Source organism: Anaerostipes hominis (ex Lee et al. 2021) (assembly GCF_002270485.1).
GTDB classification, from domain to species: Bacteria; Bacillota; Clostridia; order Lachnospirales; family Lachnospiraceae; genus Anaerostipes; species Anaerostipes hominis.
Genome location: NZ_NQOG01000001.1, coordinates 424077 through 438262, shown reverse-complemented (window position 1 = coordinate 438262; position 14186 = coordinate 424077). Strand labels below are relative to the sequence as shown.

Below are 14186 nucleotides of genomic sequence, written 5' to 3'. Positions count from 1 at the left end.
AGCAAATTAATTTCATTATCAGGAGGAAGAAAGATGAAGAGAGTTGTTTATTATGGAATTGAGGATATCAGAGTAGAGGATGCACCGGTGCCGGAACCAGGGCCGGGGGAAGTAGTCGTAAAAAACAAAGTGACCCTGACATGCGGTACCGACTGCAAAATGTTCATGAGAGGATACAGATACCAGACGCCGCATCTGATCGGGCATGAGGCTTCCGGAGATGTCGTGGCAGTAGGCGAAGGCGTTACGAAATTTAAAGTCGGAGACAGGGTGGTGGCCCATAATACGGCTCCATGCCATAAATGTTACTGGTGTAAAAAGGGCCAGCACTCCATGTGTGCGGATCTGCCGTCCAATCTTGGGGCTTACGGAGAGTATCAGCTGATTCCGAAAAATATCGTGGAAGAGACTATGTTTAAGCTGCCGGATGATATGGACTACAAACAGGCGGCTCTGACAGAACCGCTGTCATGCGCGGTGTATGGGATCTCAAATGTAGAAATTGAACTGGGAGACACGGTAGTAGTCAATGGCTGCGGACCGATTGGGCTGATGTTTATCCGTCTGGCTTATTTAAGAGGGGCCAGGGTGATCGCCTGCGATATGCAGCCGAACCGTCTTTCTCTGGCGGCAAAGCTTGGAGCAGCCGAGACAATCAATATTGAGGAGCAGGATCAGATTCAGGCGGTGAGGGATTTGACAGAAGACTCCAGAGGTGTGGATGTGGCTATCGAGGCGGCAGGTCTTCCGGCTGTCTGGGAGACCGCTTTCCGCCAGGTGAGAGCAGGAGGCCAGGTGCTCTGCTTTGGAGGCACGAAAAAAGATACCACAGTCAATATTGACTGTACAAGAATGCACTATGAGCAGATCACGATCAAAGGCGTTTTCCATACGACACCAATCCATGTAAATGCGGCATTTGAACTACTGAAAATGGGAGCCATAAAGGCAGAGGATTTTGTAGAACATGAGTATCCGATCGAAGAGACAGAGGCAGCCATAAGGGAACATGCGGCAGGAAAGGTCATTAAAAACTGTATTGTTTACTGAGAAGACAGGGGAGAAGCAATGGAGACTTTATTAAGGAAAGATTACATCTATGATCATCTGCGGGCAAAAAGCAGGGATATGCTTTTTGAGATCATGGGAGGAAGACTTGAGAAGGAAGGTATTACAAAAAACAGCTATGTGGCGGCGTTAAAAGAGCGGGAAGAAAAATATCCTACCGGACTTCACACAGATGGGCTGCTGATCGCCATGCCCCATACGGACAGCGCCCATGTAAATGAGGCCTGCATCAGTATTGCCCGTCTGGAAAACCCGATTCCGTTTCACGAGATGGGAAATAAAAAAAATACATTGGACGTTGAAATGGTCTTTATGCTGGCATTAAAAGATCCGGAGGCTCATTTAAAGATACTTCAGAAGATCATAGGGATGTTCAGCGACAGGGAAGTATTGAAAAAGCTGAGAGAAGCAGAAACTGCAGAGAAAATCTATCAGGTCGTCTATGAGGCGGCAGATCTTTGAGGAAGGAGATATTATTATGAAGACAATCGTTGTAGCATGCGGGGGAGGGGTTGCAACTTCCCAGACTTGTGCGGTAAAACTTGCGGATCTTTTAGAAAAGAACGGGATCAGTCCGTCAGAGTTCCGCATTGAAGCTATCAATATAAATTCTATGCCTCAGTATGAAAAAGTAGCGGACATTTATGTGTCCATCTGCGGAGAAGGAGAAAAAGAATTTGATCTTCCTACCTTTAACGGAGTCCCGTTTATTACAGGGATGGGGGCAGAGGAAGAATTACAGAAGATTTTAGAGGAATTCAGAAAATAGCAAAAGAAAAAGAGGAGGAAAACTATGGATATATTACAGACTGTCTTTCAGGGATTAGTAGACTTAGGAGCCAGTGTATTTTTACCAATCGTCATTACACTGATCGGAATCATATTAGGAATGAAACCTACCAAGGCATTTTCAGCAGGTCTTACTCTGGGTGTGGCTTTAGTAGGAATGAATCATGTGATGTCATTGATGACAGACAGTGTCGGCGCGGCAGCTCAGGCATTCGTGCAAAATACAGGTGTCCAGTTGAAGGCGCTGGATATGGGATGGGCACCGGCACTCGGTCTTTGCTGGACATGGGAGTATGCATTCCTCATGTTCCCGGTGCAGATTGGAATCAATATTCTTCTACTGGCAGTCGGTTTTACAAACTGTCTGAATGTGGATATGTGGAACGTGGGAAATAAGGTATGTACAGCGTTTCTTGTGGCTTATGTAAGCGGAAATCCGGCAATCGGGTTTGCCTGTGCCATTATACAGTGTGTATTTGAACTGAAAAATGCAGACTGCACAAAATACCGGCTTCAGAAACTCACCGGAATACCGGGGATCTCCATGCCGCATCCGATGTTCCTGGCAGGCATTTATTACTATCCGCTCACTCATTTTCTGGACAAAATTATTCCGGACAGCATGAACATCGATGCCCAGAAGATCCGGGACAAGATCGGAATCTTTGGTGAGAATCACATCATGGGATTCATTGTAGGATGTTTTATTGGGATTTTCGGAGGCTATGACTATAAAGAAGTGCTGACTCTTGGCGTACAGGCAGGTACAGCGCTGACGCTGTTCCCTATGGTGGCGAAACTTTTCATGACCGCTCTGACACCGGTGAGCAATGGGGCGACAGAATTTATGAAGAAGAAGTTCCATGGAAGAGATATTTCCATCGGAATGGACTGGCCGGTTATGGCAGGCCGTTCCGAACACTGGCTGATGATGATCCTTGCGATCCCGGTAATCTTCATCTATGCAATCTTTCTGCCGGGAAATATCGTGCTCCCATTCGGAGGACTGATGGATATCTGTCTGATCGTTCCGCTGTTTTATCTTACTATGGGAAATATGCTGAAAATGGCGATCGGTACGTTGATCGGCCTTCCGCTTCATCTGTATGTGGCTTCTTATTTTGCGCCGCATTTTACAAAGCTTGCACAGATCACCGGCGGGGCATCCGTGCCGAAGGGACAGATGCTTGCATGGTTCGGCATCGATATATCAGAACTTCGCTGGGTTTTTGCGGCGGCATCTGAAAAAAACATCATTGCCATTGTCATACTTGTCGTCACCATTCCGCTGGCAGTTTACTATTTTAAATCCATTAAGAGAGAAGATATGGAATTTGCCAAAGAACTCGGCATTAAGACCGAGGCATAGTGCGGAGAAAAAGGAGATTTGTTTTTATGAGTAAGAGGAGCAAGAAAATATTGTTTGCGGTCCTGGCCCTGGTGGATACTTTGTTTCTTGTGGTAAGCGTATTTGCGTGGGATCTGTTTTTGAGCGGCTGCTGTTTTGTGCTGGCTATCCTGTTGACTTATTTTTATGAAGATGCCGGTTTCGGAGAATTTTATGAGGGTAAGAAAATGAGAAAAGAACGGAGGATGAGAAAATGAAGAAAATCATCAACGATCCTCTGAAAGTGGTGGAGGAAAGTTTACAGGGACTGTTATACGCCAATGGAGATTTATATGAAAAAGTGCCGGATGCGTGCGGAATTATTTCAAAAGAGAGGAATGGGAAAACAGCCATTGTATCTGGTGGAGGCAGCGGTCATGAACCAATGCTCTCCGGACTGGTCGGAAAAGGAATGCTTACCGGAGCGGCAGTGGGGAATGTTTTTGCTTCTCCTGATCCATACACGATCAAGGAAACGATCAAGGCGGCAGATCAGGGGAAGGGCGTTTTATGTCTGATCTGGAATTATGCCGGAGATACCATGAACTTTGATGTGGCGGAGGACCTGGCATCGATGGAGGGAGTGAAAGTCTCCCATGTCATTGTCAATGATGATATTGCCTCTGCCCCAAAGGAGGATAAGAAGGGAAGGCGGGGAGTGGCAGGCATTCTGTTTGTTGCCAAGGCAGCAGGGGCCGCGGCAGAACTCGGATATTCTCTTGAAGAGGTGAAAGAAGCAGCAGAGAGAGCCAATGAGCATGTGCGAACCATCGGAATCGCAATAACTCCGTGTTCTATTCCCGGAAATCCACCGAATTTTGAACTGGGAGAAGAGGAATATGAGTACGGCATGGGGATTCATGGCGAACCGGGGATTTCCAGAGAGTCACTCGTATCTGCGGATGAACTGACAGAAAAAATGATTGGCGATCTTAAAGAAGAATTTGGAGATCTGAAAGGCAGGGAGGCAGTGCTTCTTGTAAATGGAATGGCAGCCACAACTGATCTGGAACTTTACATCATTAACAAAAAGGCATGTGAGCTGTTAAAAGAAGCAGGAGTCATCTTATATGACAACATTGTCGGAAAGTACTGTACTTCACTGGAAATGGCCGGTGCGTCTGTCTCCTTATTTATATTGGATGAGGAGCTGAAACGGCTGTATGATCAGCCGGCCTGTACACGGTGTTATACCCAAAAGTATGGAAAGGACGGGTAAGAAGATGAAGGAGATGAACGCCGCCAATGTATCGGAAATGATGAACTATGTGGCGGATCAAATGATAGGGAAAAAAGATCTGCTGTGTGAGATCGACGGAAAAACCGGAGACGGGGATCACGGTATGGGGATCGAGCGGGGATTTACGGCGGTGAAGAAGTTCCTGGCCGAAGAGCAGCCGCAGACAATCCGTGAGATCTTCGGAGGTCTCGGCATGGCGATGATGAATTCCATGGGAGGCGCTTCGGGAGTTATTTTCTCGGCCATTTTTCTAGGTATTTTAAAGCAGCCAGAGCAGGAAAAGCTGGATGCTGAACTGCTGAGGGGAATGTGTGAAAGCGGTCTTAAAAGAATTAAGTCTGCCGGAGGAGCCGATGAAGGCGATAAGACGATGATTGATGCCCTTGCTCCCGCAGTAAGGGCCATGGAGGAATCTGAAGAAAGAGAAATTGAGGAGCTGTTAAAGACTGCATGGAAAGTAGCTGCCGAGGGAGCAGAAAATACAAAAAACTATACTGCCAAATTTGGGAGAGCGAAGTTTTTGGGAGAGCGGTCTCTGGGCTATGAGGATGCGGGAGCGGTTTCTGTTTCTATCATATTTCAGAGTATGTATGAATATACAAGGTCTTTACAGGGAGGTAAACAATGACGGACAGAGTGATGAAGGCACCGTTTATGGAAGAGGCAGTGGAGTCATGCCGATATTTCTGGGAGGCAGGATGGGGAGAAAACCATGCTGGAAATCTTTCGTACCTGCTCTCAGAGGATGAGGTGAATACATGGCTGTCCCAGAGTAACATTTTGAACAGCATACCGATAAAATTTGACACCGGCGGGCTGAGCGGAAAATATTTTCTTGTGACCAGGGCAGGAGCCTTTTTCAGAACAATTCATAAACATCCTAGGAAAGACCTGGGAATTATAAGGATTGATGACGGAAAACTTAGCGTGCTCTGGGGGTTCGACGAGGGAAGAAACCGGCCGACCAGTGAATTTCCGGCTCATATGCTGTGCCACCGGGCAAGATTACAGTCCGATGCAAACAATAAACTGATCATGCACTGTCACCCGACCCACACTATCGCGATGACCTTTGCCCATGAGACAGAAGAGCAGGCATTTACGAAAACCATGTGGAGTCTGAACTCTGAGTGTGTGCTTGTGTTTCCGGAAGGGCTCGGCATGCTCCCGTGGATGGTGTGCGGAGAAGGAGAAATCGGACCAGCCACGGCAAAGAAAATGGAGCAGTACCGGGTGGTGCTCTGGCCATATCATGGAATTTTTGCGGCAGGAAAGTCTTTTGAAGATACAATAGGTCTGATAGAGACGGTGGAAAAAAACGCTCAGGTTTATCTGCTGAACGGGGGAAAGATACAAAGAGGAATCTCGGAAGAACAAGTCAGAAAGCTGGCTGAAGCATTTCAGCTCTGGTAAAGAAAAGGAAGATGCGCAAGAATGCATCTTCCTTTTCTCAAATGTTTACCTATAATCTGATGACGCTGCCTGTTTTCATATAGCGCACTTTTTCTTTCATTGTTTTTTTCAATATGCGGAAAGCGGGAATACCCGTGCAGTGGCCGGTATACACACAGGAGATACCCCGATTGAGAAGATGTCTTCCCAGCGCTTGGATGTCTTCCGGCCGACCGCTCATACTGCCCGGACCCCGGAGTCCCATGGTGTGAAAACCGCCGAATACATAAGAGACTTTCTTACCCGTTGCCTTCAGGGCATGATTGACTTCATCAACGATAGAAACAACACCCGCATGGCAGCAGCTGTTGAACAGCATAAGATCATGTTCACGTTCAAAGACGAGACTCTGTTCGTGGCTGAAATCATCAGGCCTGAAACTGTTTTTTGCCTTAATATACATGTGCCCGCGGCGGCCTCTCTCCGAAAGTCTGGGAATGCTGTGTGAGACCGTCCAGACGCCTGGCTCTGTTTCCACTGTGCCGGACATAAACCTGAGACGGTTTCGATAGTTCTTAAGAACACCCTTCGGTACACCGATGTATTGTCTGTACAGCAGGAATTTAGAATAACAATTTTCTCTGACAGCCTTTTGAAGATAAAGCACCGCTTTTGAATTCTCGGAGAAGAATTCCCGGTACCCGCCGGAGTGATCGTAATGAGCGTGGGAGAGAAACGCCGCATCCACATCGGAAAGACAGATGCCCAGCCGGTGCGCATTTTCTGCAAATTGTCCGGAGGCACCGGTATCCAGAAGATAGTTTTTCCCTTTATACTCAATATGTATTGCCAGCCCGTGTTCTCTGCACAGAGAGTCCGGAGCCTGATTTTCAATGAGAGTCGTGACTTTCATGTGATCTTCCTCCTGAAATGGTGGTTAATTGTCTGATTTTTCTTTTGGTATCGCTACATTTAAGACGATAGCAACCAGAGCCGCGGGAACGATCCCGGAGCCGCCGAAGATCAGCTGAACCGCCTGAGGGAGATTTGCCAGAGCCTGGGAGTTGGCGCCGAGCCCATAGCCGAGTCCTAATGCCACAGATACGATGGTTACAATCCGGTTGCTTACTCCATCCTTGGTGATCAGCTGGATTCCGCTGACTACGATGGAAGCGAACATCATAACCGCAGCTCCGCCGAGCACGGACTGGGGCATGATGGAGACCAATGCCGCCAGTTTGGGAAACAGTCCGCAGATTACAAGGAAGCCTGCGCCCATGGAAATAGAATATAAGTTGACAACCTTTGTCATTCCCACAAGACCTACGTTCTGACTAAAGGATGTATTTGGGAGCACTCCGAAAACAGAAGCGAAGGAAGATCCCAAACCGTCACAGATCACGCCGCCGGAGAGTTCTTTATCGGTGGCTTCTCTGGACAATCCTCCCTCTGTGATGCCGGAAATATCGCCTATCGTCTCAACAGAAGTCACGATAAACATAATGGCGATCGGTATGATAGCCTTCAGGTCAAATACGATCTTGACGGGCATGAGCTTAGGAAGAGAGAACCAGCCGGCATCGGCCACTTTATCCCAATTTAAAACCCAGGAAGCTGTCTGCACGGCACCCTCTGCATTTGTATAGGTAGTGGGCAGAAACAGGCTCATGACAGCGCAGAGAATGTAGCCCACAATAACACCGATCAGAATAGAGGAACTGCTGGTTACACCTTTTGTGAAATGCTTTAAGACAACGATCACAATCAGTACCACAGCTCCCACAAAAAGGTTCGGGAGGGAACCGAAATCCCCAGCTCCGGAGCCGCCTCCGAAAGAATTGATCCCCACAGAGATCAGAGACAGACCGATGGCCATGACCACTGTACCGGTGACCACAGACGGAAAAAACTTTCGCAGGGGCTTTAAGAAAAATCCCAGAACCCCTTCAAACAGGCCGCCGATGATGCTCGCTCCCAGAATGGCTCCGTATGCTGCCACTCCGCCGCCCATAGAGGCTGCCACCCCGGAACACACTCCGATAAACCCGGAGCTGGTACCCATGACGACCGGAAGGCGGGCACCCACTGGTCCAATGGTGAACAGCTGTACAAAGGTTACGAGGCCGGCTACCAGCATGGCATTTTGTAAGATAGATACCTGAAGAGGGCTGCCTGCACCGATGCCGCAGGCGCCGGCGATCAGGATGATCGGAGTCAGATTTCCTGCAAACATTGCCAGGACATGCTGCAGTCCTAAAAGGACAGCCTGGGGAAAGGGAATTCTTCCTTCCAGATCATGAGCGGACGAAAATGATTGGTTTTTCATATAAATCTCCTTTTTAATATTAGATAATGAAGAAAACCGGAGGACAATTTTCTCTTCCCTGAGGGAATCTTCTCCGGTTTGCCTATTTAAAGTAGCACAGCAGACGAAGAATGTCAAAAAAAGACGCATCACAGAAGAATCCATAAAAAATAAACGGGGAAAATATAAGATAAACGGTAATAAAAAAGGAAAAATAAGGGTCAGTAAAAGTTTTCATGACAATAAAACAGCCACTTATTACATTGACGCACAAAAATCTGAAATATGATGTATAATAAATCTAAATTCAAGGTTCCCTCCCTTGAATTAGAGATAACCCTCTCTCACACATTAAGTGTATTTTGGTATAATGAAAGGCCTTCCATCGCCAGGTGGAAGGCCTTTCATTTTTGCATCCGTCAAAATTTTTCTTAGTCAAGGGCTTTTGCCACTTCATACAGCTTCATCCCATTGGATGCTTTGATCAGTACTACATCATGTTCTGATAGATAATTCTTTAAATAAGATATCAGATCATGATTGGAAGCGAACCATTTCGTTTTTAGTGAGGGATTCTTTTTTTGTGCAGCTTTTGCATATTCTTTGGAAAGGGTTCCCGTGATGTATAGATCCGTAATATCTGCCGTGCCCAGGAATTCGCCGACTTCCCTGTGGTAATCCGGAGAATCTGGTCCCAGCTCCAGCATATCGGACAGAACCGCGACTTTTCTTCCACTGTCCTGATAATCTGATAAAATTTTAAGACCTGCTTTCATAGAATCGGGACTGGCATTGTAGGCGTCATCAATGACCGTGTATCCATGCATTTTGAGAATGTTCTGGCGCTGTCCGGAAAATGTGGCAAGCTGCCGTTTGATCGTTTCCATCGGAACATCATAGGCAAGGCCCAGGGCGATTGCGGCAAGGGCGTTGGAGACATTGTGATCCCCAAGAACATTTAAAATGATTGGTTCCCTCATATCTTCATGGACGAAAGTAAAATGGGTCTGACCATTGATCTCTTCTACTTCCTCAGCACGATAGGAGCAGTCTTCTGAAAATCCAAAAAATTTATATGAATGTGTCACATAACCGATATGTTTTCGGATCATATCATTGTCGCCGTTTAAGTACAGTACGCCGTTTTTGGCCAGACCGTTCTGGATATCCAGTTTTTCACGGCAGATATTGTCCCGGCTTCCCATCTGTTCAATATGGGAGACACCTACATTTGTGACTACCGCAGCATTTGGGCGAATGATCTCTCCGAGAATCGTAATCTGTCCCGGTTCACTCATACCCATCTCCAGCACTCCGATCTCATCCTTTGATGTGAGGCGGTCCAGGGTCAAGGGCACACCGACCTGGCTGTTCTGGTTTCCAATGGTCTCAAACACACGGTATTTGCCCTTCAGCACATGGGCGATCATCTCGCGGGTCGTGGTTTTTCCAACACTTCCTGTAATTCCGATGATCGGAAGGGACATTTTATTTCTATAATAAGATGCGATCTGCTGCATGGCCTTTAAGGTATCCGGCACCCTGATAAATGGATGCGGACCTTCTGCGTGGTCATGTTCCTGAGTCAGAGCAGCTCCGCCGTCTTTCAGGGCGCTGTCGATAAATTTATGTGCGTTTACCCGTTCACCGATGATGGGTACAAACAAGGTATCCGGCCCCACTGTTCTGGAGTCTGTGCTTATGCGTTTGATCGGCATAGAAGAATCGCCGCACAGAAGGGTGCCGCCGGTTGCAGCTAAAATATCCTGAATGGTCATATGTTCCATAATCTTACTCCTTTATCTTCTTATCTTTTCCTTAGCATTATAGCACAGGAAATGGTTTTGTGGTAAAATCTATATATCTGTATAGAATTGTTGTTCGATCAACCGAAGGAGGACACGTTATGAGAAAGAAAAAACTGATATTTGCCGGACTGCTGGCTGTGGCTGCTGCAGCGGGATTAGCCGGATGCAGTAATGATAATACAAAGAAGGCAACAGAAAAGGCCACAAAAGCTTCCACTGAGGCAGAAAAGACCACGGCAAAGAAAAAGACAACAGGGAAAAAAGCCGCAGCCACAACGGCAGAATCAAAGAAGCCGGTTGTAAAAGAGTGTACCATCTATGCGCCGGATGACAATGTGGAGACATTGATCCAGGGAAAGGTAAAGATCCAGGATGTGACGGCGCAGAAGCTGCTGAAAGAGATGATCAAGATGGGAACCCTGGAAGAGGGGACGAAGATCAACTCTTTCCAGATCAAGAAGCAGACAGCCTACGTCGACTTTAATAATACATTTGAAAAGACCCTGCGCAGGATGGGCAGCTCCGGTGAAGTGCTGACAGTTCAGGCAGTGACAAAGACCATCTGTGAGAATCTTGGCACAAAGTCAATGAAGTTTACGGTGGAGGGGAAGGTCCTGGAGACTGGACATAATATTTACGATGAGCCTCAGAGACCGGGTGAAGAATAAGTACAGGAGAGAAAGTCCATGAGTTTTACACACTTACATGTTCATACAGAATACAGTCTGCTGGATGGATCCAGTAAGATCAAGGAGCTTGTGCATCAGACCAAAGAACTGGGGATGGACAGCATTGCCATCACAGACCATGGCGCCATGTACGGAGTCATTGATTTCTATAAGGCAGCCAAAGCTGAAGGCATCAAGCCAATCATTGGATGTGAGATCTATGTGACGGCTGGATCCAGATTTGAAAAGGACGGCAGACAGGGCAGCAACAATTATTTCCATCTGGTCCTTTTGGCTGAAAATGACCAAGGGTATCACAACCTGATGAAGATTGTATCCAGAGGATTTACAGAAGGGTTTTACTATAAGCCGAGAGTAGATTATGAAGTGCTGGAGACTTACAGTGAAGGCATCATTGCGCTGAGTGCCTGTCTGGGAGGAGAGATCCCTACTTATATCAGAGAAGGAGACTATGAGAAGGCAAAAGAAGCTGCCCTGAGGCTGGAGAAGATCTTCGGCAAGGGCAATTTCTTTCTGGAGCTCCAGGATCATGGGATCAGTGAGCAGACAACAGTCAACTCGGCCCTGCTAAAGATGTCCAAGGAGACAGGGATCGAGCTGGTGGCCACCAATGATCTCCACTATACCTTTGCGGAGGACGTGGAGCCCCATGATATCCTGCTGTGCATCCAGACCGGAAAAAAAGTGGCGGATGAGGACAGGATGCGGTATGAAGGCGGACAATATTATCTCAAATCACCTGAGGAGATGGAACGGCTTTTTCCGTATGCCAGAGAAGCCATAGACAATACAGGGAAGATAGCAAAGCGGTGCAATGTGGAGATTATCTTCGGAGAGCAGAAGGTGCCGAAGTTTGACGTGCCTGAGGGTTATACATCTACTTCTTATTTAAAAAAGCTTTGTGATGAGGGCATCAGCCGCCGTTACAAAGAGGTGTCCGGGGAACTCAGAGAGCGCCTGGAATTTGAGCTGGACACGATTGAAAATATGGGATATGTGGACTATTTCCTGATCGTATGGGATTTTATCCGCTATGCCAAAGACCATGGTATCGCTGTGGGACCCGGGCGGGGATCTGCGGCGGGAAGCATTGTATCCTACTGTCTGGAGATCACAGATATTGAACCCACCAAATACCAGCTTCTGTTTGAGCGTTTCCTGAATCCGGAGCGTGTATCCATGCCGGATATTGATATTGATTTCTGTTATGAGCGCAGACAGGAGGTCATTGACTATGTGGTCGAGAAGTACGGAAAAGACAAAGTAGTCCAGATCATAACGTTCGGGACCATGGCGGCCAGGGCGGTCATCCGGGACGTGGGAAGAGTTCTGGATATTCCTTACGCCAAGGTGGACAGCATTGCAAAAATGGTGCCCAATGAGCTGAATATCACCATTGAGGGGGCGTTGAAAAAAAGTCCTGATCTGAAAAAGGCATATGCGGAAGATGAAGAAACAAAATATCTTATCGACATGTCGAAGCGTCTGGAAGGACTGCCGAGGCACGCATCCATGCATGCCGCAGGCGTAGTGATCGGCAAGGATTCCATCGATGAGTTTGTGCCTTTGGCAAAAGGTACAGACGATGCCATAACGACGCAGTTTACCATGACCACCATCGAAGAATTGGGACTGCTCAAAATGGATTTCCTGGGACTTCGGACATTGACTGTCATCCAGGATGCGGTGCACCTGATTGAGAAGAAAGAGGGCAGGCCGTTTAACATTAATGATATCGATACGGAAGACGCAAAAGTCTATGAGATGATCGGCCAGGGAAAGACAGAGGGTGTGTTCCAGCTGGAAAGCGGCGGCATGAAATCTTTCATGAAGGAACTGAAGCCGGAGAGCCTGGAGGAGATCATCGCGGGTATCTCTCTTTACCGGCCGGGACCGATGGACTTTATCCCGAGATACGTTAAGGGAAAAGTAGATAAAGAGAGCATCCGCTATGACTGCCCGCAGCTGGAGAAGATCTTAAAGCCCACATATGGATGTATCGTATATCAGGAACAGGTAATGCAGATCGTAATGGAACTGGCCGGATATACACTCGGCCGCAGTGACCTTGTGCGCAGAGCCATGTCCAAAAAAAAGGGCGACGTCATGGTGAAGGAGCGGAAGAATTTTGTATATGGCAATGAAGAGGAAGGAATCCCCGGCTGTATCAAAAATGGCATCGACGAAAAGCTGGCAAATCATATCTGGGATGAGATGCTGGACTTTGCAAAGTATGCCTTTAATAAATCCCATGCGGCAGCCTATGCCGTGGTCTCTTACCAGACTGCTTATCTGAAATGCTACTATCAAAAAGAATTCATGGCTGCATTGCTTACATCCGTTTTGGGAAACACTAATAAAGTATCAGAATATATCTATGCCTGCCGAAAGATGGGGATCAGGATACTGCCGCCGGATATCAATAAGGGTGAAGGAGCGTTTTCCGTGGATGACGGATGTATCCGCTACGGGCTCAGTGCCATCAAGAGTCTTGGAAAGCCGGTCATAGAAGAGATTCTAAAAGAGAGAACCGAACATGGGCCTTTCAGGAGCCTGAAAGATCTGGTGGAACGGCTGTCCAGTAAGGAAATGAACAAACGGACCGTGGAGAGCCTGATCAAATCCGGGGCACTGGACGGACTTGGGCGGACAAGGAAACAGCAGATGTTCGTCTACGCAAGTATCTTGGAGAGTGTCCAGAAGGAACGCAAACAGGAGATCTCCGGACAGATGAGCCTTTTAGACTTTATGTCGGAGGACCAGCAGGAGAGCTTTGAGATAAAGTACCCGGACGTTGGGGAATATGACAAAGAACAGAGACTGGCAATCGAAAAAGAGGTGCTGGGCATCTATGTAAGCGGACATCCGCTGGAAGACGATGTTGAGATCCTGGAGAGACTCACAACAGCCAGTACATCCGATTTTGTTGCGGAAGAAGAGACGGGGCAGCCGGTATTAAAGGATAAGCAGACCTGTATCATCGGAGGCATTATCAGTGACATGAATATAAAACTCACCAGAAACAACCAGAATATGGCGTTTCTGACGGTGGAAGATCTGATGGGAACAGTGGAAGTCATCGTATTTCCGAGAGAATTTAACAACTTCCAGCATCTTCTCAAAGAGGATGCCAAGATCTTTGTAAAAGGAAACACCTCTATCTCAGAGGAAGAGAGCAAGATGATCTGCAGCCAGATCAGCACGTTTGACGACCTGTCCCAGGAGATTTGGGTACAGTTTGATGACAAGGACTGTTTTTTTGCAGAGCAGGAACGGTTTTATGAGATGCTGAAGCCTTACAGGGGCAGCAATCCGGTGATCGTCTATTGCAGGAAGGAGAGAGCCGTGAACAGACTGGACCGGGCTTTCGCGGTGAACAGTGAGAATGAACTCATATATGTACTTGGAGAACGATATGGAAAAGAAAATATCAGGATCAAGAAAACAGGGTTAAAATAATTATATTGAAAATCTTTAACAAATGCATTAAAATGAGTCTAACAAAATA

General features: G+C 47.2%; 13 protein-coding genes. 10 read left to right on the top strand and 3 right to left on the bottom strand.

Going from position 1 to position 14186, the window contains the following annotated elements; genetic code table 11:
- The first annotated feature begins 33 nt into the window (after window positions 1–33).
- The 8 genes from CI597_RS02145 to rhaD are packed head-to-tail and all read left to right on the top strand — an operon-like array spanning window position 34 to window position 5897.
- The gene (locus tag CI597_RS02145; protein ID WP_024726539.1) at window positions 34–1050 is read left to right on the top strand and encodes an alcohol dehydrogenase catalytic domain-containing protein; all 1017 of its coding nucleotides are present in this window, start codon (window positions 34–36) and stop codon (window positions 1048–1050) included.
- Between the two features lie 18 nt (window positions 1051–1068).
- Window positions 1069–1530, top strand: coding sequence for a PTS sugar transporter subunit IIA (locus CI597_RS02140; protein WP_024726540.1), 462 nt, complete (start codon window positions 1069–1071; stop codon window positions 1528–1530).
- Window positions 1531–1546: 16 nt separating this feature from the next.
- The gene (locus CI597_RS02135) at window positions 1547–1837 is read left to right on the top strand and encodes a PTS sugar transporter subunit IIB (protein WP_009290583.1); all 291 of its coding nucleotides are present in this window, start codon (window positions 1547–1549) and stop codon (window positions 1835–1837) included.
- Window positions 1838–1861: 24 nt separating this feature from the next.
- Window positions 1862–3226, top strand: a complete 1365-nt coding sequence (locus CI597_RS02130) for a PTS galactitol transporter subunit IIC (RefSeq protein WP_009290584.1) — start codon at window positions 1862–1864, stop codon at window positions 3224–3226.
- 26 nt (window positions 3227–3252) lie between these two features.
- Entirely contained in the window at window positions 3253–3462 is a 210-nt protein-coding gene (locus CI597_RS02125) for a hypothetical protein (RefSeq protein ID WP_009290585.1), read from the top strand.
- Window positions 3459–4463 carry a dihydroxyacetone kinase subunit DhaK gene (locus tag CI597_RS02120; protein ID WP_009290586.1) on the top strand — a complete coding sequence of 335 codons (1005 nt, stop codon included), beginning with the start codon at window positions 3459–3461 and terminating at the stop codon, window positions 4461–4463. The genes CI597_RS02125 and CI597_RS02120 overlap by 4 nt, the downstream gene beginning before the upstream one ends.
- A 4-nt stretch (window positions 4464–4467) precedes the next feature.
- Window positions 4468–5112 carry a dihydroxyacetone kinase subunit DhaL gene (gene dhaL, locus CI597_RS02115; RefSeq protein WP_198959568.1) on the top strand — a complete coding sequence of 215 codons (645 nt, stop codon included), beginning with the start codon at window positions 4468–4470 and terminating at the stop codon, window positions 5110–5112.
- Window positions 5109–5897: a rhamnulose-1-phosphate aldolase gene (gene rhaD / locus CI597_RS02110; protein ID WP_009290588.1), complete on the top strand. Its 789-nt coding sequence runs from the start codon at window positions 5109–5111 to the stop codon at window positions 5895–5897. The genes dhaL and rhaD overlap by 4 nt, the downstream gene beginning before the upstream one ends.
- Before the next feature lie 49 nt (window positions 5898–5946).
- Here rhaD and CI597_RS02105 read toward each other — a convergent pair whose 3' ends face one another.
- From CI597_RS02105 to CI597_RS02095, 3 genes are all read right to left on the bottom strand, one after another.
- Window positions 5947–6789 carry an MBL fold metallo-hydrolase gene (locus CI597_RS02105; RefSeq protein WP_024726541.1) on the bottom strand — a complete coding sequence of 281 codons (843 nt, stop codon included), beginning with the start codon at window positions 6787–6789 and terminating at the stop codon, window positions 5947–5949.
- Between the two features lie 24 nt (window positions 6790–6813).
- Window positions 6814–8202: a uracil-xanthine permease family protein gene (locus CI597_RS02100; protein WP_024726542.1), complete on the bottom strand. Its 1389-nt coding sequence runs from the start codon at window positions 8200–8202 to the stop codon at window positions 6814–6816.
- Window positions 8203–8612: 410 nt separating this feature from the next.
- Window positions 8613–9968, bottom strand: coding sequence for a UDP-N-acetylmuramoyl-tripeptide--D-alanyl-D-alanine ligase (locus tag CI597_RS02095; RefSeq protein ID WP_024726543.1), 1356 nt, complete (start codon window positions 9966–9968; stop codon window positions 8613–8615).
- 119 nt (window positions 9969–10087) lie between these two features.
- On the opposite strand from CI597_RS02095, the gene CI597_RS02090 reads away from it, so the two are divergent.
- Complete coding sequence (locus CI597_RS02090) at window positions 10088–10657, top strand: GerMN domain-containing protein (RefSeq protein ID WP_235824517.1); 570 nt, start codon at window positions 10088–10090, stop codon at window positions 10655–10657.
- A gap of 18 nt (window positions 10658–10675) precedes the next feature.
- Window positions 10676–14137: a DNA polymerase III subunit alpha gene (locus CI597_RS02085; protein WP_034548844.1), complete on the top strand. Its 3462-nt coding sequence runs from the start codon at window positions 10676–10678 to the stop codon at window positions 14135–14137.
- Window positions 14138–14186 lie beyond the last annotated feature (49 nt).